Origin of the sequence: Veillonella sp. CHU594 (assembly GCF_003992265.1) — a bacterium.
Classification (GTDB): domain Bacteria; phylum Bacillota; class Negativicutes; order Veillonellales; family Veillonellaceae; genus F0422.
Window position 1 is genome coordinate 93,978 of the sequence record NZ_RQVB01000008.1, and the last position, 24,745, is coordinate 118,722.

Below are 24,745 nucleotides of genomic sequence, written 5' to 3' on the forward strand. Positions count from 1 at the left end.
GTCTTAGTGTATTATTTACCATATGCACTATACATGATAGGCATGGAATCGCATTGCCCTTGGATATTCCGTACCCACCTATATCTTGCGGGTACGGAATAGGATTCTCTTAGGCTATTAGTTAGCCATATGTACCACACGTTGAGGATACGGAATATCGATGCCTTCTGCATCAAAACGATCTTTCACATCGGACATAACACCATAATAGACTTCTCTGAAATCACTGGCGTTAATTAAAGGATAGGCAACAATGTTCACAGAACTATCGCCAAATTCTTTGATACCGATTTCTAAGGTATCCATATTATGAACCTTGCCTGTGCTCGCAAGAATTTCTTTGATAATCTCAATGGCCCGATGATGATCCGCATTATAGTTAATACCAAAGACAAACGTAATATAGCGTGTTAGTTCATAGTTGCTGTTCATCAAGTTATTGGATGTAATAGCCGAGTTCGGGATGAAGACAATTCGATTTTCTTTCGTCGCAATGGCGGTGTTAATTAAATGGATAGATTTCACAGAGCCTTCCACACCATTCACAGAAATCCAATCCCCTGCTTTAAAGGGTTTGAACGCCAAAATAATTAATCCCGAAGCTAAGTTGGACATGTTATTTTGCAACGCTAAACCAATGGCGATACCGAAGGCACCAAAAGCTGCCAAGAAGTTATTCGTCGGAAATCCCACTAAGGACAAAGCTGACAGCACGACTACGGACAAAATAGTGTAGTAAATAATTTGAGACGCAAAGCTGCGCACGGTTTGATCATAACCAGTGCGACTCATCAATTGTACTGACAACCGTCTTACAAATAAAGCTAAATAGCGGCCTATAATCAACACGATGATGGCTAAAATAATACTAGGTAAATATTCCAGTAATAAGGATTGCACATGATTAACAAAGGAAATACTTTCCTCTACATGCTCTGCTACCTTTTCAGTGCCTACCGCTGTGGCTGTGGCAACTTTTTCTTCTGCTAATAACATACATTATTCCTTTCCTATAACTATGTTGCAATAACTAACGCACAGTATATAATAGATAACCCACATACAATTACATTCTATGATAGCTATAAAACTAAACTTGTAAATATATTATCTTTAAGTATACGAAAAAAAGGTCTTTTGTCAAATATGATATCTGTTATGACACGGATAACTCCATATTTAGTATAGAAACACTTGCTGTCACCAACAGGTAACAAAAAACCTCTCGAACCAAAAAATATAGGGTAGTTGATATACCTATCAACTACCCTATATCCTAATTGTTTATGAACTATATCTCTTATTTAACTAAGATGAAAGTTACATTAATCGGACCATGTACACCAACGACACGAACTAACTCGATATCCGCTGTGTTAGATGGACCAGAAATATGAACCACATTTGTAGGGAACTTAGCTGGATCATTACGATAGATTTTCGCTAATTCTGCCATCGTTTGTGTCATACGTGGATGAATTGTATCTTCACGCAATACAGAAATATGCGTTAAAGGCAATAAGCCCAAGGAACGACCAGATTCTTCTGTACTTGGTTGGATTACTGTTGCTGTTTCTGCAATCCCCAAGATTGGGAATGTAATACCAATATTAGAATCCTTCGCCACATTGATGTTCGCTTCACGACCTTTCGTAGCATCCCATTGATAGAATGTAGCTTGGTCTTCCCCTAATTGTTGGAATGCAGCTTCTAAACCATATGTTTCTACTTCTGCAGATTTAGGGTACACAACACTACCGCCACCACGAGCCACAATTTCGTCCACTAATGCCTGACCTACTTGAGAAGCATCCACTTCGATAAGTTTAGTACCTAAGCGTTCTGCTTCTGTTTTAAACATCTGTACTACTTGCTCATGGCTAAGGTCAGAATACATTGTCTCTTGAGGTCCTTTTGAAAAATCAAAAGGAGTTACAGATGTAGGAATTGAGTCACGGCCTAACGCACGAGATAGGCGACCTAAAAAGGCTTGTTTTTTTGCTTGATCCATTTTATTTCTCCTTTCCCTTTTGTGCTACGTGTTTTGCATATTCATCACGGAATTTACTCATTTTGAGCAAGCCCATATCTTTTGCTTTCACCCAGCCACCAACTACTGGTAATACTTTTGTCCAATCTGCCATATGGCCATTGTTACTCATTAATTTCATGCCGATAGCACCCATTTTGGTACCCATATCGAACAGGAAGGAGTTCGCAAATACACCTGCCACTGTGTGGAAGATACTGCGTTCGATAGCTGGACGCATTTGTAATTTATCAGCAATCACTTGACGATGTTTCAATAACAATTCATGCAATGGAATCTTAACTGGGCAATGCTCCCAACATTCGCCGCACAATGTGGACGCGTAAGGAAGATCGCCAGCTTCTTCATAACCAACCAATAGTGGAGTTAATACAGCACCCATTGGACCTGGATAGATAGAGCCATAACCATGACCTGTAATATGACGATATACAGGGCAAATGTTCATACATGCACCACAACGGATACAACGTAACATTTCTTCAAAATCACCACCTAAAATACCAGAACGACGGTTATCAATGATGATGATGTGTAATTCTTCTGGACCGTCTGCTTCCCCTTCACGAGCAGGACCTGTGATCATGGAGAAGTAGTTGGAAATTTTAGCGCCTACAGAGGAACGAATCAACATTTCCATCATCACATCCAAAGATGCGAAGTCAGGCACCAAACGTTCCATACCCATCAATGCAATTTGCGTTTTAGGCATGGAGCTTGCCATACGACCATTACCTTCGTTAGATACGATAGTAATAGTACCAGTTTCAGCTACACCGAAGTTACAACCAGTGAAACCTACGTCTGCACGCAAGAAACGATCGCGAATATAGCGACGTACGAAACGAGTCATTTCTTCTGGATTTTCAGTACCTTCATAACCTAATTTTTTCGCAAATGTATCACGAATACGGTTACGTTCAAAGTGCAATGCAGGTACTACGATATGAGATGGAGGATCGAAATCTGCTGTTTGCAAAATAAATTCTGCCAAGTCAGTTTCATTTACTTCGATGCCTGCTTCAATTAATTCATGGTTTAATCCGATTTCTTCAGATACCATGGTTTTGGATTTAACAACCATTTTTGCTTCTTTGGCACGAAGTACTTCCAAACAAATTGCTGTTGCTTCTTTATCATCAGCTGCAAAGTGCACATGAGCACCAGCTTTTTCAGCATTTTCCGCAAATTGGTTTAAATAGTAATCCAAATTAGCCAATACATGGTCACGCAAATCAGCAGATTCATTACGGAAGTCTTCCCATTCTGCTACTTGATCTACTACAGCTTTACGTTTTTCATAGAATACATCCTGTGCTGTTTGAATGGCTTTTACTTTGAAGTCATTAGCAAGCACATCATTAACGCGTGTCTTAAACGGGCGTTTATCGTACACAATATTACTCATGGTGACTCCTCCTATCGACTATTCAATAATTCCGCAATATGCATTACGCGGATATGGCGATCAATTTCGCCTTCTTTGTAAAGTCGATCTAACATACCTTCAATATTCATCAAGCAAGCCATGTCGGAACCTGCTACAATGTTAGCACCAGAATCAGCAATATTTAATGCTTTTTCTCGTGTCATAACAGCGGAAATTTCAGGATTTTTTACTGTGAAAGTACCACCAAATCCACAGCAACGTTCTGCACGATGCAATGGTAAGTATTCTAAACCTTGAATGCCTGCTAATAGTTTCATAGGTTGTTCTTTGATTCCCATCAAACGTGTTACGTGGCAAGATTTATGGTATGTCACTTTGTCGTTAAAGCGAGCACCCACATCAGTTACCCCTAATACGTCTACGATGAATTGTGTAAACTCATAAATTTTAGAGCTCAATCTTTCAGCTCGTGCTAACCATTCTGGTTCATCTTTCAAAATATGATGATATTCGTCGCGAATCGCGAACGCACAAGAGCCAGACATGCTCACTACATAGTCAGCATTTTCAAATTGTTCAATTGTATTTTTAATAGCTCCTTTTGCAGCTTCGTTGTAACCAGAGTTAACAAACATCTGACCACAGCACACTTGCTTTTTAGGAACTGTTAATTCGCAGCCAAGGTTTTCAAGAACCTTTACACCTGCCATGCCTACATGAGGGTAGAACATATCAATCAAACATTGTTGAAATAAATGAATTTTCATTTTTTCACATCCTCAACTTTAAAGTAAACTACTATCACTTGATTGGCGAAATGCAACAATCGTTTTCCATCTATGTACTATTAGAACAGTAGGTTCTAAATAGTTTTCCGATGATTTTATTATATAGTAATTTTTCTGTAATTACAAAAGACTTGCAATATTAGCAAGAAGCCATTTTTATACCATTTTGCTAGTCATTATCAACCAGCTCATTTGTAGCAAAAATCACACGTTTTCCCTAGTCTCATCAATCCTTATAGCATCAAGGATTATATAATTTTTATGTATTTTAATACATATCAAATCTTCTATTAAAACACACATGTCTTTTCAGTCTCTAATTCCTACTTAAAACTAGTGCTATAACCAAAACTCATGAAAGAGATAACCATCGCTCTATAATTCAATTTTTTCTATAGTAAATTCATTGATAAATATCACTCTTTTCGCATGGAGTGAATCTTTCAAATATGGTATGATACATATAGTAAAACATTTTTAGTTTCCTAATTCGGAGGCACACCATGAAACGCATTTATTCTGCACTATTGCTAACTGTATTGCCTGTAGTATTATTACAAGCACAAACTAGCAACTCACTATCTACAAGCACTATGGTAACCACACCTAACACATTTACATATTCTCAACCAAATACGATTTCTACCTTTGATCGAGTACAAAAATATCGATTTACTGATGTACCTAGTAACTTTTGGGCTTATGAATCAATTACTAAAATGACAAAAGAAGGTTTAATGAGTGGATATCGTAATGGCACATTCAAACCCAATGACCCACTATCTCGTGAGGAAGCTGCCTCTTTATTTAGCAATATGATTGGAGATACTCCATCTATTATGTTAGCTAGTTCATTTTCAGACATCACTTCCGACCGTTGGTCTTCTCTAGCTATTGAAAGTGTAGCAAGAGCTAATATTATCAGCGGTTATGGTGACAATACGTATCGTCCAGAACAATATATGTCTCGCCAAGAATTTGCCGTGGTTGCTGATAAGTTTTTACACTACCAAGGATATCGTACTGAAGACCCAACAGCTCTCGATACCATCCACTTTAGTGATCAGAAATTTATCGCTCCTTGGGCTCAATCATCAGTACGTGAACTAGCTTTATGGGGATTCATCAATTACAGCACAAAAGGCTTATTCAATCCAGAAAAATATATCACTCGTGGTGAAGCTGCAGAAATTACATATCGTTTACTTTTCTCTAAAGAAGCTACTGCTATTCAGCGCACAATTCAGCAACAACAAATGGAAGAAACGGCACGCGCTCTGATCAAGAAAACATTTGGCGAGAATTACGATTTCCACCATCGTGGCGCTATGTTCTGGCGTGATGGTAAATTAGTCATTTCCTTTACATCTTCTAGCGATGTGAAAGCTATCACTGCAGAAACCGCCTATATTAAAGACAAACACTTCTTAGATAATCACATCATTACTACTGGTACTTATAACTTAGGTGACTTTGACAATTTACAAACCGATGCCGCTTACTTGTATCGTCAATTGGAGCCCCATGGCACTATCCTAGCTGTAACACCAACACCGAATGTAGACGGCTTAATTCTAACCGTAGACAAATTAGATGCTACGACACAGACAGCATTTATGAAAAAGTTTGGAAAGAAAGTTCAGCTAAAAACTAATTCATAATAACTCATACAAAAAGAGGAAAGTTGACTCCACTTGATCAACTTTCCTCTTTTGTGTTGGAAGCGCATTGTATTGCTAGTCCCCATCTAGCAAGTGACATCCTCCAACTCCAAGCTAAACACTTCTGTAGCAGGTCCTGTCATATATACTGTGCCATCTTCGTCATAATCTACATGTAAAACACCTAGGTATAACTCCACATCTACAGATCGACTAGTTAACCCTTTTTCATGAGCCATAACAGCGCTAGAGCAAGAACCTGTACCGCAAGCCAATGTAGCCCCTGCACCGCGCTCCCAAGTACGGACTTTCACAGTTTTCTCGTCCACCACTTGTATAAAGTTCACATTTGTTCCTTTTGGAAAAAGTGGATGCTTTTCAATCTTCGGCCCTAATACTGTCAATGGAACTGCTGTTACATCCTCTACAAATACTTCTGTATGCGGTACCCCTAACAGTACAGAACTCACCACATAGGATGTGCCGTCTACATCAATAGTATAGTCTATGACTTTATCTGATTCTATGTCCATAGGAATGTCTTTCGCAGAAAATGTAGGTTTACCCATGTTGACTTTCACCAATTTAGCCACACCGTTTTCAGCAATAATCGTTGGCGTCATAATACCAGCCAACGTTTCTACAGTAAACACTTCTGTATCAATGATCTTGCGGTCGTAGGCATACTTCGCAAAACAGCGAATGCCATTGCCACACATTTCAGCTTCACTGCCATCAGAATTGATAATGCGCATACGCACATCTGCCACCTTAGAAGGCATAACAATGACCAGACCATCTGCTCCGATACCCGTATGACGATCACATAGACGTTGTGCCATGTCCGTCACATCAAATTGTACTGTACCATCATCAAAAAAAACGATAAAATCATTTCCTAAACCGTGCATTTTTGTTATTTTCATATATATCTCCTCATCTGTATTATACAATTCCTGTCCGCACAGAGCGGATTATTAATTTATCGCAAAATATAGCCTTTGCTTTTATACATTTTGATGAAATCCATCATTGGCTACTATAATTTATTTGCCATTTATATTACCATGAATATAGGAAAAATAATAGGTACGTTTTCCTAAGCAGTATTAGGTTAATCATAAATTGGAGGTGATTTTACTATGCTTCCTGAAGAACGTTATTCTGCGATTCTACGACGCTTGAAACAAAACCGGGTGGTCACTGTACACGAATTGGTGACAGCCTTATCTTCTTCAGCGCCTACAATACGCAGAGATTTAGCCTATCTCCACAGTAAAGGTTTATTGCAAAAGGTCCACGGTGGCGCTGCCAGCCTCACCATTGACCATACCACAACGGATATAGATATAATCCCGAAATCCGTTATGTATCGCGATGCAAAAGAATCTATTGCCTTAGCTGCCTCTGAATTAATCAGTTCCTCTGGTTTTATCTTCATTGATGCTGGTAGTACCACTGAAATGGTGTTACATTATGTACCGCACACCAATGCTACCTTTGTGACTAATGGCATTCATCATGCTACCCATTTAGCATCGCGGCATATGAAAGTCATCTTATTAGGTGGCACTGTAAATCCTATTTCATCATCTATTGTCGGTAGTGTAGCTCTTAATCAATTAGATTCCTATAACTTTACACAAGGCTTCTTTGGTGCTCATGGTATAAGTTATAAATCTGGCTTTACCACAGAAGATCCTCTCGATGCTGCTGTGAAAGAAAAAGCATTACATAAATGTCACAATGCCTTTGTCTTAGCAGATCCATCTAAATTTGATCGCATTTCATCTGTTACTTTTGCCACCATTGATAAGGCGTCTATTATTACTACTAAATTACCCAATGAATTATATCGGAACTATGCAAACATTCAAGAAGTTGATCATCATCGTTAATACAAAAGCTGTCATCCCTAGACCTAAACGTCTAACGGTATGACAGCTTTTTTACAATCTATACAAGGTCGTGTATCCAACTATTTCATGTACATGATTACATCTAGCTTTTTCGATATATTTCTATTATAATGTATGGTATACTTTTTATTGTATGAATTTTGAAATGGAGATTAGTATGAGCTTTTTGAAAGATTTTAAAGACTTTGCCATGCGCGGCAATGTAGTAGACTTAGCAGTCGGCGTTATCATTGGCGCCGCTTTCGGTAAAATTGTTACTTCTTTAGTAAACGATGTGGTTATGCCTCCTATCGGATTATTATTAGGCGGAGTGGACTTTTCTAATCTATTCATCCCTTTAACTACTGGTACTGCTCCAGCGACTTTAGCAGAAGCTAAAGCGGCTGGTATCCCTGTCTTGGCTTATGGTATGTTCTTAAATACAGTCTTTGAATTCCTTATCATTGCTTTTTGTATTTTCGCTATCATCAGCCAAATTAAACGATTTACACCTGCAGAAGCACCGGTGGAAATCCGTAAATGTGACTATTGCCGTGAAGCTATTGCTGACGATGCAACACGCTGTCCACATTGTACAGCTGAATTAACTATCAAAGAATGTTAAATTCAATACATACTAGCTTTTAGATTTTTGAATTTTAGAGTTACATAATGCTAATAGGAAAGGACTGACACTAGTGTCAGTCCTTTACCTATAATTAGTATTATGTGAAATGCATAATGCATGATCACAACAAACCTAGCATATACTTTTATTATGTATATTGCTTTTCAAATATAGCATAACTAGATATTTAAAATCAAGTTTTAAAATATTCATTTCGCAAAGGCACAAAAGCCTTGAATATAGGGTTTTCTATGATTCATCAGAAAACAAAATACAACATTAATTTTCACAAAAAAAGAAAGTCGATAAATTTATATCAACTTTCTTTTTTACTATTTAAATGTATTTAATTATTTTGCAGCCATAGCATTCATAAGCATAGCAATTTTTTGATCTTGAGCTTCTAATTGAGCTTTTAATGTATCAATTTCTTTTGCCATTGCTACTTTAGTCATAGGAATATGTCCACGTTGACCAACTTTTAAGCTTACCCCTACATTAAATAATTTTTCACCATTTCCTACAGTACCGCCAAGGCTAACCATAGTATCTTCATTTGGACGATAGAATGCACCTAAAGCTAATGCATTACCGCTATGGTAGTTACCATAACCAGCTGCGATACTCCATGTATCATTACCATCAAACTCTAATGGATGTAATGCTGCTAACGCTGCAGAACCAGCTACTGCTTTATCCATACGAGAATTCAAACGACTTTCCATGGAACCCATATTTTGGTTAATGTTATCAACTTTGTTATTGACATTTGTAATATTAGTATTGATATCTTCTAAATTTTTATTAATAGTAGATTCAATGCTTTCTTTTACTTCATGTAGCTGGCTACCATTGATAGCATCTTTAGAATTTGCAGATACGTCTCCATTAGCTACATTAGTAACCTTTGTATTATTTGCATTGATTCCATCTTTTGTGACAAATTGCTTACCGTCAACAGCGATTCCACTTCCATCTACTTTGGTAGTACCTATTGTTACACTATTTAATGTAAGATCATCTTTTACTGCTACTGTGTATACAGGTTGACCATTAGCACCTTTTGATTCTGCAACAGTCACATTGGTACCTGCTTTTACTTCTGTTTTTACAGCTTTTAAGGCATCATTAACATTTGTTTTACCTGTACCACCAAGATCTTTAACAGTAACAGCTCCATCTTTATCTACTTCAGTTTCGCCACCTAATACTGTTTTCAAGGAATCGGCTGTATTTTTTACAGATTCAATAGCTTCATGAAGAGTAGCTTTTCCTGTTCCACCAATATCAGTAGCAGTAATTTTACCAGTTTCATCTACTGTTGCATCACCACCAATGATGTCTTTTACAGAACCAGCCATATTTGCCACTGCTGCTGCTACAGAATGTAATTGGCTACCATTAACAGCATCTGTAGATGTAGCTGTCACTTGACCTGCTGCTACGTTTTGAATTTGACGTTCTTTACCTTCATCACCAACAGAAACTACATAACTTACTTTATTGCCAGCATCATTAGTAACAGTACCTGCAAAATCAGTTAATTTTAATGTTGTTCCATTGGATTCAACAGAAGCTTCCGTTGTGTTAACACCTTCTTTTGTTTTAGCAAAAGTACCTAAAGCTACAGAGTTTTTCAAACTTGCTTCTGCGTGAGAACCATTGCTACCACCGCCGATAGCTACGCTATTCGCCGCAGCTACAGAGCGAGAACCTAATGCTGTACCATACCAGTCTGCAGAAGAGCTATCACCAATAGCTACGCCTCGGTTTTTTAACGCTTTTGCTTCACGACCAATAGCGATGGCAGATTGACCAGAACCATCTCCCTCTTTGTCCCCTGCATAGGCATTTTCACCGATAGCAATTGTATTATTAGTTGTACTTTGGGCATTTACACCAAGAGCAATTGCCTGAATTCCTTTTGCATTGGCACCAACACCATACGCAATGCCTTTATCATCACCTGTACCTGGCGTATTCACTGCAGCATCAGCTACATTCATTCCAATAGCACTCATAACCATAACAGCGCTCAACACTGCCGCTTTTAATGTTTGTTGTTTTTCTGTTGTTTTTAACATGTTCTTTTCCTTTACTTTTTCACGATAAAATAATCAATAAAATTGTTTATAATTCCTAAATTAAAAATTACAGTATTAAATGTTTTAGATTTAATACTGTAACAATTAATCATATGTGCAATTGTAAATAATCTTCATGAAGAAAAAATGAAGAAAATCAAAGTTCATGAAATCTTCATTTTTAAACTATGTATGTTGCTATTAATAAGCAGAGCTTTTACCAATAGCTTTCACTAGACGAGGCCGCCAATGGAATGCTGCCTGGTATGCTACATAGCCAAATAAAATGACGGAAGCCCCACCTTGTACAGGAATTGCTCCACATGCATAAATAGCATAACTATCATAGGCAATAGCTACGGCGCTCATCACATAGATTAGACGACGTAATCCGACGCTAGCCCCTTCAACAGATAGCATCTTGTTCACCGCCACGCAACAAAGAATATATGGAAATACATTTGTCACAACTGCTAGGTTAACAAGTTGTGCAAATTGTTCATTTAAACTTTCATCAGTGGTCATCAAAGCCAAAATAGCTTGTAATGCCAACAAAATAAAAATACCCCGTACAGGAGAATCTACGCGATTAACCCGGGCAAATACTTTAGGAAAGAAACCTGCTTCTGCACAGCTTTTAAAAACACGGCTCAAAGTAAATTGCCACCCCATAATGGCCCCAAAGCAGGATACTGCCATAAGCGCCATTACGATTTTACCTGCTGTACCATCAAACATATAGGCAAAAACAAGGCCAAATGGAGCAGTGGAGTTCACTAACTCAATGTTAGGAATGATCCCTGCCATAATATTTGTCGATACAATATATACCACAGCTACGGCTAAAGTGCCAAAAAATGTCGCAATCGGTACATTTTTCTTAGGATTTTCCACAGCATCTGCGTTTGCTGCTGCCGATTCAAAGCCTAAAAACCCCCACAATGTAAGGGAAATGGACTGACTGACCGCATCAAATACGGGTAGTTCTTGCGGATTCCAAACAGACACAAACATCTCTGGATCGAACCAAAACCAACCAAACACGCCAATAAATAAGACCGGCAACATGGTGCCCCAAATCGTAATATTGCTAATCCGTCCTGTGCTCTTGTTACCACGCACATTGACTAGAGCTGCCACCATGAGCAATCCTATTGTTGCTAAACTTACTTCTAATGGTGAAAGCGGCACATCAAACAATACAGCTCCATACCCTACGATAGATATAGCTATGGCTACATTGGCAATCACCAGAGATACTGCATAAGAATAATTGGCCATAAAATGTCCTGTCCTACCAAAGGCATATTCTACATAGCCTCCTAGACCACCAGACTTTTTCGTAAATAAGCCACATTGGGCAAAAATATAGGCTAAGGTTAAGGAGCCTAGTACAGTGATTATCCAAGATAGGATAGAAATGGTGCCTACCTGTGCTAATTGAGACGGTAGCATAATAATTCCAGCACCCAACATATTGGCTGCCACAATGGATGTCAGTTGGAATACAGACATTTTTTTAGCGGTGGTTTTCATGTATCAATCCCCTTTCCAAACATCACTTGAGTTCATTTCAAGTATCCGTGTCATCAAAACCGCTAGCCTAACTAGTCCGTACGGAATGGGTTCGGATGTAGTTAAGCGACTTCATTCTTTTATCGATTCATTGTAACACCTTTTCCTCCGTATGAATAGATATTTTTTTACAATTTTTCTCCTATTCCTATAACTTTCTATCATTTCCCTATCTTCCTATGATATACTATAGAAAATATGCTATGTCCATATAAAAGAAAGGATGTCCTTATGCAAGAACAAATCATTCAACTCTTGGGCGATGTAAACGGATTCCTCTGGAATAACATCATCATCGCTCTCCTCATCATTGCCGGTGTTTGGTTTACAGCAACCACACGATTCGTACAATTACGACAACTACCAGAAATGTTCCGTATTTTAAAATCTGGTGCAGGAGAAAAAAGTAAAGGTGACCATCACATTTCTCCATTCCAAGCATTCTGTATTAGCGTGGCCTCTCACGTGGGTGTTGGTAACATCGCTGGTATCGCTATCGCTATTGCCTTAGGTGGTCCAGGGGCTGTATTCTGGATGTGGTTTATCGCGCTACTTGGCGCAGCTACTAGCTTCATCGAAAACACATTGGGACAAATCTACAAAGAGCGCTTACCTGATGGCTCCTTCCGTGGCGGTCCATCCTATTACATTCGCCATGGTTTGAACAGTCCGTTCTTATCTATTTTATTTGCCATCTTAATCAGCGTTACATACGGCTTAATCTACAACTCTGTACAAGCAAATACCATTGCTATCGCTGTGCAACCATGGAATATCGACGCCTCTACAACAGGTCTTATCGTAGCAGCTTTATCTGCTCTTGTTATTTTCGGTGGTGCAAAACGTATCGCTCAAACAGCTGAATTTTTAGTGCCTTTTATGGCTGGTTTATATTTCTTAATTGCCTTATACATTGTCATCTCTAATATTTCTGTATTACCAACTGTGATTTCCGCTATCTTTACACAGGCTTTTACTATTGATTCTGCGACAGGCGGCTTCATCGGTGCTGCTGTAATGCAAGGTATCAAACGCGGCTTGTTCTCCAACGAGGCCGGCGAAGGTTCTGTACCAAATGCATCTGCTTCTGCTGATGTAAACCACCCTGTAAAACAAGGTTTAATCATGTCCCTTGGGGTATTCGTTGATACCATGTTTGTATGTACTGCCTCTGCATTCATCGTTCTTGTATCTGGCGAATATGTGCACACAGATCTAACAGGTATTGCCCTTGTTCAACACAGTATTGGACACCAATTAGGCTCTTGGGCTCCTGCAGTCATCGCATTATTTGTATTCATGTTTGCCTACAGTTCCATTATCGGCAACTATTTCTACGGCGAAGTGAATATTGCGCACATGACAAAAAATAATAAATTCGCTATTAACCTATTCCGTGCTCTTGTTATCATCATGGTCTATGTTGGTTGTATTGCTGAATTAAATCTTGTTTGGAACTTAGCTGACTTGTTTATGGCATTCTTAGTGCTTTGCAATATTACCTCTATCTTGCGTTTAGGCAAATTAGTAACCATTGCACTCAAAGATTACATGAATCAAAAATCTAAAGGTATTGAAGATCCAATCTTCGACCGCGCTATTTTACCAACTCAAAAAGGTATTACTTGGTGGCACAAAGGTCATGAAAACGAATAAACTCCTACGAAAAGGGTCCTTCGGGGCCCTTTTTCTGTTTCGACGATATATTATATGATTCTGTAATATTTCTTGAAAGGGACAGTAAAGGCTCCCGCTACAACGCATTATATTAGATATAAAACATAGAGGAAGGTTGATACCATGGTATCAACCTTCCTCTGTTGTATATATTGAGTTATTATCTTTTTAAATTATCTACTATACTGGAATCGCTCTTTCTAGTCGGAAGGAATAGATGTATACCTCTTTCACAGGGTATGGTGTCAATCGCTCTAAGGCTTCTTTATACAGCATCAGCTGAATGCGATAGCGCTCTACTAGAGCCTTTTCATCAAGATGGTCTGTTTTATAGTCAACTAGCACCCAAGATCCCTCTTCTAGGAATGCTGTATCGATGATACCTTGTAGGAACAGATCTTCCCCGTCTAGCATCTCTGGGTACACACGGTTCGCCGGAAATAGCATACTAAATGGCAACTCTCGTTCCACTCGCTGTGCTGTTAGCAATCGTTGCCCTAGATCAGACTGAAAGAAATCACAAATCCGTTTTTCACTAATCGCCTTACGTTCCTCATCAGTCAAGTATCCTTGTAATGCTAGCGAATCCAAGGCTTGTCGCAAAGATGGTCGTGTATATGATTGCAACGGCAACCACTGCATCACCTCATGCATGAGGGTACCCCAACGAGCGCCACTGCAAATCGGTGTGGACTCATTCATGGAAGATAAGGATACGTCGAAGGGCCCTAGGTCTACAGAGGCTTCTTCTGATATATCCTCTGCACCCTTTTCTTTGGCTTTCTCAGTACCGTTTTCCATGCCCTGCTCGCCAGTTAGCTCAGTATCATCAGTGCATGCATCCGGTATACTATCGCCTATTAACATATCTTCTACGGAACTATCTAAGTCCTTACTAGAGTCTACTATGAGTAGTTCAGACCTATCTGGTGTCCCAGATTCTCCTTCTATATTGCTGTTATGTGGATCTGTTCGATAGTCCGGCTCAATCATCTGTTTTGCCAATTCTTCCAGCTCCACAAAGCGCCGTTTAATTTCAGATACAGAAATTTTCCCCGCCCGTTCCGTAGAACTTTCATAAGCATACACAGAGGTCAACCGATCTATCACGACAGGGTCCAATGGTGGCGCTTCCACTGGTAATTGAGCTCGCACTTGTTCCAGAATATCTACTTCTACAGACGGTGTTTCCTGTGAAACACTGTAATCATTTCCATCATGAACGTGGAAGGACACTGGACAATCTTTGTACGGTATATCTGGGAGTTGCGGGCTTTCCACCTCCGCAAATTGGCGCAACTGCGTACCCCCTGCTACGTGGCGAGCTAAACTTCGCAAGATCCAATCTAAATAGGAATTACACCCTAGAATCTGCTCTTTCGTAAAAGCACTTTCACCCCACTGTAAGACAGGCGCTACCCATTCACCCATTTTCTTCGTCGCAGGTCGATCCGTAGAGCCATTGATAGACCCCTTCATATAACCTGTAATATACAGTTTATCTTTAGGCCGAGTTAATGCTACATAAAGGATACGCTCCTCTTCAGCTTTCAAATTTTCTTCCAAAGCTTGGTGCACGAAAATCCAAGGTAAGGAATTATACATCACACGCAAGTCTGGGAAATACCCTTTCAAACCCACTCCATATTCCTTGTGCAATAGCAAGGACCGGTTCAAATCCATTTTGTTAAAGCCCTTTTGAGTGCCCATGAGAAACACCACGGGGAACTCTAAGCCCTTACTTTTGTGGATGGTCATAATGCGCACCACGTTGTCCGCTTCGCTCACTGTTTTGGCAACGCTCAAATCTTCTCCGGATGCCTGTAAGCTTTCAATAAAGCGTAAGAATCGGAATAAGCCACGGTAATTGCCATTTTCATATTGTTTGGCACGCTCATACAAGGCCAGCACATTGCCACGGCGCACCAAACCATTTGGCATGGCGCTCACGTATTCTACCACATGCAAGGTATCGTAGATGTGCCAAATTAAGTCCGTAATGCCTTGACGGCGAGACATGGTCCGCCATGTATCCATAGAGTCCACAAAGCGAATCCAACCTGCATTCTGGGATGCTTCTACAAATGGGCGTAACCCACTCCACAAGCTGTTCTCCCCTACGGACAGACGAAGACGCCCTAAATCGTTGGCATCCATCCCGATAAGAGGCGATTGCAAAACGATGGCCATAGGCAAGTCCTGCTCTGGATTATCGATGATTTGCAACAAGGACAGCACAAACTGCACTTCCATGGCACTGAAATAGCCGGATTTCTCCTCTGCATAGGCAGGGATGCCCTCTCGCCGTAGTAGGTCGATCATTCGGCTCGCTGACCCAGAGATAGATCGCTTCAAGAGTACAATGTCTCGCCATTCCATGAGCCGGAAGGTGCCGTCTTTATCTTGTACCATGGCGCCATTGTTCTTTAACTCTTGGATTTTACGGATCACAAAGAGCATTTCTTTTTCATCGTTCTCTAGGTCTTCTCCGTCTTCAGGGTCTGTCTGTGCCTTGTCTTCATCACAGCAAAGAACGTGCACTTCTACATCACCACCTACCCATTCTGGTGGCGCCTCTTCTACGATGCGACCTGTGTGGAGAGCTTCTGCCTCACCATAGGTAAGCCCTGCCCCTTCATCGGTCATAATTTGCGAAAATATAAAGTTCGTTACATTTAGAATCGCTTCATGGGAACGGAAATTTTGGGACAAATCGATACGCCGTTCCACACTGTTCACATCGTGATCAAACCGATGGTACTTTTCCATAAATAGCTGCGGATCTGCCATACGGAATCCATAAATCGACTGTTTCACATCGCCCACATAAAAACGATTGTCCCCACGAGATACTAAATTCACGATAGCCTCTTGGACGCCATTCGTGTCTTGGTATTCATCGACCATCACTTCTTTGAATGTATCCTGTAACTCCAGTGCCACCTCAGATGGCTTGAGTTCTTCTGTAAATTCTGGGTCTACTAATAAGGCTAAGCATAGATGTTCCAAGTCAGAGAAATCGATCATACCCGCTTCTTGTTTTGCCTGCTGAAAATCCTCATGGAATCGTTTCACCAGCTGGATGATACCTCGTACCAACGGCACTAAGTACTCCATTTGCTCTCGCCAATCTGCTTCCGTAATAGCAAAGACACCTTTCGGCATAGCTTGCAATATCTCTTTTCCTTCTGCCAAAATGGCCTTGATTTCACTCAGGATAGCTGGATCGCTTTCATTCATAGCCTTCGTGGCACGGAGTACGGGGAAACTAAATCCCCCAATGCCCACTACACCCACATGCATAGCATCCCAGGTGTCTGCTTTTTGCATAGCTTGTAATAGCGTTTGCAATTCGCTGACCTTATCCATCCATTTATCAAACCCATTGCCTAACGTCGCCAATCGCTGTGCCTCTTCATAGCGCTCTAGAAGATACTCAATTTGTCGTTGTTGTTCTTTCCAAAATAATGTGCCCCAAGTAGTTTCTAACAAGGTTTGGTGTAAAGCACTTTCATAGGTATGACACACCTGATCTAACCAACGCATAGGCTGACTTTGAGCCAAGGCAAAGTTGTATATTTGAAATACCGTCTCCCGCAGGATCTGGTCTGAACGTTCCGTGCTAAACATATCGCTCACATCGTAAATGTTATATAGCCCCTGTTCGTAGACCTGCAGCAAAATCGCATCTAGCACATCGTAGCGCATAAGCGCCAATTCCCCTTCATTGCCGATGGTGAAAGACGGGTCTATATCTAGTTTATAGAAATAACTACGGATAACCCATTGGCAAAAGGAGTGCAAGGTGGAAATATGTGCGGACGGCAACATATTCAATTGTTCTTCTAAATAAGTATCCCCTGTAGCTTGAAACTCTTCCGCTAGTTTCACGCCGATACGAGCTTTCATCTCCGCTGCTGCCGCCTTTGTGAAAGTCACCACCATCAGTTCTTGAATACTTAGCTCTCGCCGTTTCAGGCGTTGTATCATACGCTCTACGAGGACTGCCGTTTTACCAGATCCCGCCGCAGCGGACACCAAAATAGTTTGGGATGGTAACTGCCCTGGTCTAGGTGCATCAATAGCGCTCTGTTGCGCATCAGTCCATTTCATAGGTAGCCCCTCCTGTTTGTAATGCTTCCATCTTCTCCAATGCTTCCTCTTCGGTCATGGTCTTAATATAGCGATATCTATTGCGCGTTCCATCAAAGCGACATAAGGCTTGGAACTCACAATATTCACATGGCCGTCGCTTATCCTTTTGGTACGGACTAATAGGAAACTCTCCATCCATCATCTGTGTACCACTGTTGGAAATAATTTGTTTTGTGTATTCCTTCATAAGGCCAAATTGTTCCATCGTCTTCAAACTTTTGGATGTGCGACTATCTGGAGTGCCGTCCTTTTTCAGAACAATCGGTACATATGGAGAATTGCTTTGATAAGCCCTCGTTACATCTAAGGATTGTAACACATCCCCGTCTACAAAGTATCCACTATTTTTCAACTCTTGGATAGTAGCTTTTTCTTCCTCTGCCCGTCTGTGATTCACTACTTCAGACAATTTCACTTGCGGATTCCGTACATAGGTATAGAGGGCAGCCGCTGTGCCAATTCTATCTTGTGTATTCTTTTCCAATGCCAATAGATAGGTCATTAATTGTAATTTCAATCCATAGTAAATTTCATCAGCTCGCACCGTAGTGCCCCCTGATTTATAGTCAATCACTGCCGCATAATGACCAAGAGGTCCTCGATATTCATCGACACGGTCTATTTGACCGCGCAGTACGATACTTTCGCCATAGTTTTTGCCCAATGGGATGCGCACTGGATGCCAGTTAGATGTGCCCATGCCAAAACTTTGCTCTATTTCTGTAGTGGAAAACTCGCTTTTCTTAGACCAATCTACGAGACGTGCTATCGTAGCAGATAAGGTAGATGTTAATCGAGTATACAGTTGCGCTTCGTACGCATCTCGCTCTTCTGTACCCATCACCGCATCGGCCGCTTCACGGCATAAAGATTCTTGTTCTTCCTCTGTTAAATCACGCCATTGTCGACCCTGTTCTAATAGATATTCCCCTAAATAGCGCAACGTATCGTGAAGGAAGGTCCCGATTTCAGGAGCTCCAAAGGATTTCACCTTCCGTGGTGCTAAGCGTAACGCATATTGAGCATAGAAACTGTATGGACAACGATGGTATCGTTCTAATCGTGTGACGGACCCCGTTAAGGCATCACTGCGTAGCAATAGCCCTCGCACAATGGACTGCTCAATGCGTGGCACTGTATTAGAATCAAACATACCTCGTGTGGCGAAGAATACTTCACCTCTGTAGCCCATTTCTATACCCCAGTTATAAAGACTCCACCAAGTAGAGGAGATAGAATCTCCTTTCATAAGGGCACTCATGCGACTAGAAAAGAGGCCTAAACTCTGGGATGGTCGCCACAGATAATCCTGTTCTCGTCCCTCTGGCATAGATAGTGGTGCTTCTTCGAAAGTTTCCACATACCCATATTGCTGTAAACGGCGCACTACCAAAGATGGTTCCATTTTAGACCCTTCTTCATCGGATGTGACATAGGACAGATGCAGTCCTTGGCTAGCACGAGTGCAGGCTAAATAGAATAAGAAATTTTCATTGAACATTTGCCCTAAGGCACCCGCCGCTAGTTGCACACCTACCTTAGCCAACGCCGTCCGCTCTTGGTCACGCAGAATGCCTTCGTCCCCCATTTTACGAGGAAATACGCCCTCATTGAGGCCTAGCACATAGACTTCCTTCGCATCTGTCATATAGCTACGGTCGATGGTGGTAATCGTCACATGGTCCAACGATGGCGGCACCAAAGAGTAGGTCACTTCACTGAGTCCTTCTTCGATGATAAGACCCATCTCCTCTGCGTTCAACTCCTCTGTGCCCGTCACAGATGCACATTCCTCTAGCAATTGAATAGCATGTTTATAAAGCTGTACATGGCTAGCACTTTCTTGTACATTCCCACGGTCCTCTGCTTCGTCATACCAATGTTTCAATTGCTCTGGAATGTGCCAATCTTGCATAGTTTGGAATAGGAACTCACTCCATTCCTGTCCCGTATGTGACAGTTTACAGAAATCATAGATTGGACGCAAATATTCCAGGACGCGCATATGTAAAGCCTGCATCACAGCTCGTCGCTCTTCATCGTCCTCGCCACCATAGGTCCACACATCTCGTAACCACGCCGCCCCTTGAATGCCATATTCTAAACAATAGTTTTCTAATCGGTCTACTTCTTCCCGTGTGAAAGGCGCAAAATCCGTTTTCAGTAAGCGGAATACCGCATCATGATCAAAAAAGGTGCGATGTACATGGAAGATACCTTGCAAAAACTCCGCCAAAGGATGGCTAGTCATCATCTTCCGTTGATCCGAGAAGAAAGGAATGCCATAGTTCATACAGGCCTTTTCCAGCACATCACCATAAAGCTCCATATCCCGCAATATAATTGTACAGTCTTTCCAGCGATGCCCCTCTTCTTGACGATATGCCAATATCTTACGACATACTGCATCGGTCTCCCGCTCTCGATTGTAGGCACTTACCATGGTCAACGAATCTTCGGTGGTATTCGGTTTCATAGGTGTTTTAAAAAATTGTGTGTTCAATTGTTGCAGCACAGGTGTCCCTCGATAGACGGTGTTCATATCATGCACTACTGCCTCTGGATACCAAGTCATCATATCTCGGTAGGTCTCCCAAACACGGAAATACATAGATCCCTTGCGACTGTGCACCTCTTCCTCCAAGGATGGCAAACTGATTGTCATATGACAGGATTCACTAAGGGAAAACAACCGTTGAATCAAGCGATACTGCAAGGGCGTAAACCAATGGAATCCGTCCACAAAGACATGGCACTGTTTCATCAATGGCGACTGTGGCAATAGGTCGATCAATGTTTCCATAGAATCTTGGACGCCTAACTCTTCCATCGCTGTATCATAGCGTTCTAACAACAAGGATAATTCTTGTAATTTACGGCCCAACACCATGGAGTCCACTTGTTTCACAGCACCTGACAAATCCTCCGGCGTTACACCAAAAGCTTTACACTCCGTCAATAGCCCTTGTATAACATCTCCAAAATGAGGTTGCTTCGCCGCTTGTTTAAACAAGTCCAATTCTCCAGCGGATTGCTTTAACAATACCCGAAGGACTAGTTTTTTGCCAATTTCCGACAGGCCTTCTTCTTTCACTTTCCCTAAGGATTGATACACTTGATAGGCTAGCCGTGTCATGCCCACCACACGCACCGTGGTGAACCCTTTTTCCTGACGAAACTCTGCTAGCTTGCGTTCCATCATATACGTCGCAGGGTCTGGCACAAGGACGATAATTTGGTGGTCTGGATGGTCTTGTAAAATTCGCTCTATCTCTTGGAAACAAGCCGTGGTCTTTCCCGTACCCGCTCCGCCAATATATAACTGTGGTTGCATGTCCAACTCCTTTTCCTTTCAACACGTTGTATCTATCTCTATCCTATCATGTCTAGGGCACTTAGTAAAATTGCCAGGTCCCTCAACCGATTGACCTGGCAATAGTATATATGTAATTAACGATACGCTACCCGTTTTGGTTGCATATCATGAAAGTGCAAGCGCTCCTTCGCTGTGACTTCCCAATCGGTGCCCGGTTTGCCATAATTGGCGTACGGATCAATGGACAAGCCACCACGTGGTGTAAATTCGCCCCACACTTCAATATATTTAGGCTCCATCAATGCCACTAAGTCTTTCATGATGATATTGATACAATCTTCGTGAAAGTCTCCATGGTTGCGGAAACTAAATAAATATAATTTTAAAGATTTACTTTCCACCAGCTTTTCATCTGGCACATAGGAAATATAAATCGTTGCAAAGTCCGGTTGCCCCGTCATTGGGCAAAGACTCGTAAACTCTGGACAATTGAATTTCACAAAATAGTCATTCCCTGGATGTTTATTAGGAAATGCTTCTAGCACCTGTGGTGCATAATCTGTAGGATAGTCCGTATGGCTACCTAAAGCATGAACACCTTGTAATTCTGCTGCATTACGACCACTACTCACGAACTAAAACCTCCTTATTTTTATAAACTACTTTCTCCAACGCATTGATCAAGAAGTAGCTCACCACACCACACACGAACTGACCTACTACGAGGGAGCTCACTAATACCCAGTATGGAACTGGCAAGAAATAGGTCAACCAAATTGGTACAATCAATCCTGGTACAAAAGTAATGATAGGAATCAACACCCAATTACCTAACCCTTGACGCTTCGCAAGGACGATTAGACCTGTTGTCAATAAACCTACGATAGCTCCACCGATAGAATCCACTAAACCAAAACCACCCATCACTGTATTACTTACAAAGTTGGCAATACTAAAGGCTGGAATGGTGAATGGAAAGATAGCTGACAATCCATAGAGCGCTGTAGCAATACGCACTTGATACTGACCAAAGGCAAAGCCTTGCGTACCGATCATAAGCGCCAAATACATAGCGATGGAAATGGCAGAAATCGTCAATCGTTGTGTGTTGTTAAATTGTTTCATTATAACTCCTTAGTTTTGTTTACAGACAGGAGGATCTCGAACTGTCTATCTAATACCTACTACGACATAACTCGTAGCTACCTAAAACATTTCTAGGGTTTTGAAAAGCTCCGGGTATTCCAATGTGCCAGCTTCTAAAGGTGCTGCTTGGGCATCAAGCTTGATACACATCATATGCTCCCGGTCCAACCCTTCTGGTGGTTCTACACCAAAGTTATGTGCAAAATCATAGCCCAACCGTGGGTAGTACACATTACTACCGTACACGAACAAGTAGGAATATCCCATCTTACGAGCCAATCGTTGGCCCTCTAAGACAAGAGCTCCCCCTACGCCGTGTCCACGCATAGACTGCGCTACCGCCAGTAGACCCAAAATGAGCACATCTTGATCGCCTACTTTACCACGCAGGAACATACCATACCCTGCAATGGCATTGTCGATGATCGACACCAAAGATAACTTAGGAATATACGCATCAGACTCACGCAAGGCTTCCACTAGTTTATATTCTCGTCCTGTACTGCGATCTGCACTGATATAGGCTTCTCGCACGAGAGCTGTGACCGTATAAAATTCACGCTTTTTCTCTTCTCGTATAATCATAGTTCCTCCGGTTCATGATGAAAGTACACCAAATGGATTGCTATTCTTTAGTATACCGAATTTTTTCGATAATAGCAAATATCTTTCCCTTATTTCTTAGCTTTCTTCGCTAGTCTCTCTCGTTCTTTTTGCTCTTGTTTTGCCAATCTTTCTTGCTCCTTAGCTTGCTGTTTTGCTAGCTGAGCTTCCTTGTTAGCCTCTTGCTTTGCTAATCGAGCTTGTTCTTTTGCCTGCTGTTTCGCCAATTTTTGTTCTGCTTGTAACTTAGCTCGTTCCGCCCTTGCCAAATGTTGCTGCTCTTTCTTTGCCAATGCCTCTTGTTTTCGTTGAGCTTTCGCTAACTGGCGTTGGGCTTGTGTGTCTAACCGTTCCTGTTTGCGTTCTGCTTTTTGCAATAAAGCCCACTCTTGTTTTGCCACTTTCATAAGTGGTCGTTGTTCCTTTTTAGACGCATCCCATTGACCCCCAGCCATAGCCTCTTGCACTTCTCCATCAATAGGCTGTAAGGCTACGTTTCCTTCTGCCTTCACCGAAGGCACTACTAATTCTAAATGGCTTCGCTGAGATGTTCCTTGTTGAAAAGTGCGTACTTGTACTCCTCCACGACTTGGTAATGCAGAGGTATCGATTTGGAATGCTTCCATTTTCTTTTGGATTTCTTCCTTCGTCAAGGCTGGTTCCACTGCGATTGGGGTACCCTCATCCGTACTATCTGCCTGTGCTTTACCTTGTTTTGCTTCTTCTCGTTCAATTTCATAATTCATAATAGAACGACGATTTTCATTATACAGACGCAATGCCAACATGCGGTCGCTTTCATTCATAGTCTCACGACGTGCTACCACATCTGCCATCATCGGAATGAGTTCTTTTCTAGTGAAAGCCCGTGATCCTAAGTCCACTCCTTTTGTATCCGTAATCGCTCCATGTTTCACCAAAGTCATGAGCGCTTGGTACTCCCAATCAGGAGGACTCACTACACCATATGGGTTTGCCTCTGCTTGAGCCACTGTCAATCCACCGGCTACCAATGCCAATGCTATATAATATCGTAACTGTTTCATATCTATATCCTTTCTATTATCTATGCCGTCCTACATACTGTGCCTTAGGGAACTCTCCTAACCACGCTGTTTCACCACTGGCACGAACAGATACAACCACTGCCGTAGCAGGTCCACCACTATGATCTAACTCATCATCAGTCAGTTCTATGGACTCCATAGATGCCCCTTCTAAATAACTTAACACTGTCAACTCTTGGCGGATACCTCTGGAACCAATGGGCACCACACGAGATGTACTAGGATGTGCCAAAGCTCGTTTCACCTCATCATAGGTAACAATCCATTCTGGTTGTTCTAGCACTTCATTACCTACTAAGGGTTTTCCTAATACGTACACAGCATAAGGTTCCCCTGTACCAAGCATTTCTGGCTCCCCGATTCCTAAGGCAGTAATCCCTACAGAGGTAGTGCTTACTTTCATATTGCTTTCATGGCTGCCATTAATTGGTACATCGATACCTAATGTATCCAATTCCTCTTGAATTCCCCTTATAACAGGTATCACTACCGTATCATAGTCACCACCAATGAGATATTGAATCCCTTTTACTACACCTTTCGCACATAAAATTTCTAGCATCGCTACACGAGTCGCAAATGCACCTACCATAGAGTAGGGGGCTTTTAATACATCATGTTCTTGCAAACCGATACCACTACTAATATCACTAGCAACAATCCAATCTACACCATTTTGCAAAGAAATTCTTGTTATATCTCGCATA

General features: G+C 41.3%; 18 protein-coding genes. 4 read left to right on the forward strand and 14 right to left on the reverse strand.

Translation table 11 applies throughout. The features are described from left to right. Positions 1-117: 117 nt before the first annotated feature. The 4 genes from EO111_RS06415 to EO111_RS06430 all read right to left on the reverse strand — a co-directional run bounded on the left by EO111_RS06415 (position 118) and on the right by EO111_RS06430 (position 4,207). Positions 118-996, reverse strand: a complete 879-nt coding sequence (locus tag EO111_RS06415; protein WP_062403513.1) for a mechanosensitive ion channel family protein — start codon at positions 994-996, stop codon at positions 118-120. Between the two features lie 304 nt (positions 997-1,300). Then, positions 1,301-2,011: a lactate utilization protein C gene (locus EO111_RS06420; RefSeq protein ID WP_009353186.1), complete on the reverse strand. Its 711-nt coding sequence runs from the start codon at positions 2,009-2,011 to the stop codon at positions 1,301-1,303. Position 2,012: 1 nt separating this feature from the next. Beyond that, positions 2,013-3,458 (reverse strand): LutB/LldF family L-lactate oxidation iron-sulfur protein, encoded by a 1,446-nt coding sequence (locus tag EO111_RS06425; protein ID WP_062403510.1) that lies wholly within the window; start codon positions 3,456-3,458, stop codon positions 2,013-2,015. 11 nt (positions 3,459-3,469) lie between these two features. Continuing rightward, a complete protein-coding gene (locus tag EO111_RS06430) occupies positions 3,470-4,207 on the reverse strand; it encodes a (Fe-S)-binding protein (protein ID WP_009353202.1) in 738 nt (245 codons plus the stop codon). A 524-nt stretch (positions 4,208-4,731) separates the two neighbouring features. On the opposite strand from EO111_RS06430, the gene EO111_RS06435 reads away from it, so the two are divergent. Then, positions 4,732-5,889 (forward strand): S-layer homology domain-containing protein, encoded by a 1,158-nt coding sequence (locus EO111_RS06435; protein WP_062403507.1) that lies wholly within the window; start codon positions 4,732-4,734, stop codon positions 5,887-5,889. 86 nt (positions 5,890-5,975) lie between these two features. Here EO111_RS06435 and dapF read toward each other — a convergent pair whose 3' ends face one another. Continuing rightward, complete coding sequence (gene dapF / locus EO111_RS06440; protein ID WP_062403504.1) at positions 5,976-6,815, reverse strand: diaminopimelate epimerase; 840 nt, start codon at positions 6,813-6,815, stop codon at positions 5,976-5,978. A 216-nt stretch (positions 6,816-7,031) separates the two neighbouring features. Here dapF and EO111_RS06445 point away from each other — a divergent pair, with 216 nt between their 5' ends. Both EO111_RS06445 and mscL read left to right on the forward strand, forming a co-directional pair. Then, positions 7,032-7,787, forward strand: a complete 756-nt coding sequence (locus EO111_RS06445) for a DeoR/GlpR family DNA-binding transcription regulator (protein WP_009353154.1) — start codon at positions 7,032-7,034, stop codon at positions 7,785-7,787. A gap of 178 nt (positions 7,788-7,965) precedes the next feature. Further along, positions 7,966-8,412 carry a large-conductance mechanosensitive channel protein MscL gene (gene mscL / locus EO111_RS06450; RefSeq protein ID WP_009353215.1) on the forward strand — a complete coding sequence of 149 codons (447 nt, stop codon included), beginning with the start codon at positions 7,966-7,968 and terminating at the stop codon, positions 8,410-8,412. 353 nt (positions 8,413-8,765) lie between these two features. Here mscL and EO111_RS06455 read toward each other — a convergent pair whose 3' ends face one another. After that, positions 8,766-10,499 carry a YadA-like family protein gene (locus EO111_RS06455; RefSeq protein ID WP_127011049.1) on the reverse strand — a complete coding sequence of 578 codons (1,734 nt, stop codon included), beginning with the start codon at positions 10,497-10,499 and terminating at the stop codon, positions 8,766-8,768. A gap of 201 nt (positions 10,500-10,700) precedes the next feature. Then, positions 10,701-12,035, reverse strand: a complete 1,335-nt coding sequence (potE, locus tag EO111_RS06460; RefSeq protein ID WP_009353207.1) for a putrescine-ornithine antiporter — start codon at positions 12,033-12,035, stop codon at positions 10,701-10,703. A 270-nt stretch (positions 12,036-12,305) separates the two neighbouring features. On the opposite strand from potE, the gene EO111_RS06465 reads away from it, so the two are divergent. Further along, a complete protein-coding gene (locus EO111_RS06465; protein WP_009353165.1) occupies positions 12,306-13,730 on the forward strand; it encodes a sodium:alanine symporter family protein in 1,425 nt (474 codons plus the stop codon). 201 nt (positions 13,731-13,931) lie between these two features. On the opposite strand, the gene addA is transcribed toward EO111_RS06465, so the two are convergent. The 7 genes from addA to EO111_RS06500 all read right to left on the reverse strand — a co-directional run bounded on the left by addA (position 13,932) and on the right by EO111_RS06500 (position 24,744). Continuing rightward, positions 13,932-17,864: a helicase-exonuclease AddAB subunit AddA gene (addA, locus tag EO111_RS06470; protein ID WP_127011050.1), complete on the reverse strand. Its 3,933-nt coding sequence runs from the start codon at positions 17,862-17,864 to the stop codon at positions 13,932-13,934. Beyond that, complete coding sequence (locus tag EO111_RS06475) at positions 17,851-21,240, reverse strand: PD-(D/E)XK nuclease family protein (protein ID WP_127011051.1); 3,390 nt, start codon at positions 21,238-21,240, stop codon at positions 17,851-17,853. The genes addA and EO111_RS06475 overlap by 14 nt, the downstream gene beginning before the upstream one ends. 116 nt (positions 21,241-21,356) lie before the next feature. After that, complete coding sequence (queF, locus tag EO111_RS06480; RefSeq protein ID WP_127011052.1) at positions 21,357-21,854, reverse strand: preQ(1) synthase; 498 nt, start codon at positions 21,852-21,854, stop codon at positions 21,357-21,359. Continuing rightward, entirely contained in the window at positions 21,847-22,347 is a 501-nt protein-coding gene (locus tag EO111_RS06485) for a QueT transporter family protein (protein ID WP_062401208.1), read from the reverse strand. Before EO111_RS06485 ends, queF begins: the two co-directional genes overlap by 8 nt. 81 nt (positions 22,348-22,428) lie before the next feature. Next, complete coding sequence (locus tag EO111_RS06490; RefSeq protein WP_062401206.1) at positions 22,429-22,953, reverse strand: GNAT family N-acetyltransferase; 525 nt, start codon at positions 22,951-22,953, stop codon at positions 22,429-22,431. Between the two features lie 89 nt (positions 22,954-23,042). Further along, positions 23,043-24,017 (reverse strand): hypothetical protein, encoded by a 975-nt coding sequence (locus EO111_RS06495; RefSeq protein ID WP_127011053.1) that lies wholly within the window; start codon positions 24,015-24,017, stop codon positions 23,043-23,045. 16 nt (positions 24,018-24,033) lie between these two features. Further along, complete coding sequence (locus EO111_RS06500; RefSeq protein ID WP_127011054.1) at positions 24,034-24,744, reverse strand: hypothetical protein; 711 nt, start codon at positions 24,742-24,744, stop codon at positions 24,034-24,036. Between the last annotated feature and the right edge of the window lies 1 nt (position 24,745).

What these genes read in the sequence shown, in the direction of transcription:
- EO111_RS06415 (WP_062403513.1), bottom strand. Translation starts at nt 996, where the DNA reads ATGTTATTAGCAGAAGAAAAAGTTGCCACAGCCACAGCGGTAGGCACT.
- EO111_RS06430 (WP_009353202.1), bottom strand. Translation starts at nt 4,207, where the DNA reads ATGAAAATTCATTTATTTCAACAATGTTTGATTGATATGTTCTACCCT.
- EO111_RS06500 (WP_127011054.1), bottom strand. Translation starts at nt 24,744, where the DNA reads ATGCGAGATATAACAAGAATTTCTTTGCAAAATGGTGTAGATTGGATT.
- EO111_RS06445 (WP_009353154.1), top strand. Translation starts at nt 7,032, where the DNA reads ATGCTTCCTGAAGAACGTTATTCTGCGATTCTACGACGCTTGAAACAA.
- potE (WP_009353207.1), bottom strand. Translation starts at nt 12,035, where the DNA reads ATGAAAACCACCGCTAAAAAAATGTCTGTATTCCAACTGACATCCATT.
- EO111_RS06490 (WP_062401206.1), bottom strand. Translation starts at nt 22,953, where the DNA reads ATGATTATACGAGAAGAGAAAAAGCGTGAATTTTATACGGTCACAGCT.
- EO111_RS06475 (WP_127011051.1), bottom strand. Translation starts at nt 21,240, where the DNA reads ATGCAACCACAGTTATATATTGGCGGAGCGGGTACGGGAAAGACCACG.
- EO111_RS06455 (WP_127011049.1), bottom strand. Translation starts at nt 10,499, where the DNA reads ATGTTAAAAACAACAGAAAAACAACAAACATTAAAAGCGGCAGTGTTG.
- EO111_RS06435 (WP_062403507.1), top strand. Translation starts at nt 4,732, where the DNA reads ATGAAACGCATTTATTCTGCACTATTGCTAACTGTATTGCCTGTAGTA.
- EO111_RS06425 (WP_062403510.1), bottom strand. Translation starts at nt 3,458, where the DNA reads ATGAGTAATATTGTGTACGATAAACGCCCGTTTAAGACACGCGTTAAT.
- dapF (WP_062403504.1), bottom strand. Translation starts at nt 6,815, where the DNA reads ATGAAAATAACAAAAATGCACGGTTTAGGAAATGATTTTATCGTTTTT.
- addA (WP_127011050.1), bottom strand. Translation starts at nt 17,864, where the DNA reads ATGAAATGGACTGATGCGCAACAGAGCGCTATTGATGCACCTAGACCA.
- EO111_RS06485 (WP_062401208.1), bottom strand. Translation starts at nt 22,347, where the DNA reads ATGAAACAATTTAACAACACACAACGATTGACGATTTCTGCCATTTCC.
- EO111_RS06420 (WP_009353186.1), bottom strand. Translation starts at nt 2,011, where the DNA reads ATGGATCAAGCAAAAAAACAAGCCTTTTTAGGTCGCCTATCTCGTGCG.
- mscL (WP_009353215.1), top strand. Translation starts at nt 7,966, where the DNA reads ATGAGCTTTTTGAAAGATTTTAAAGACTTTGCCATGCGCGGCAATGTA.
- EO111_RS06465 (WP_009353165.1), top strand. Translation starts at nt 12,306, where the DNA reads ATGCAAGAACAAATCATTCAACTCTTGGGCGATGTAAACGGATTCCTC.
- EO111_RS06495 (WP_127011053.1), bottom strand. Translation starts at nt 24,017, where the DNA reads ATGAAACAGTTACGATATTATATAGCATTGGCATTGGTAGCCGGTGGA.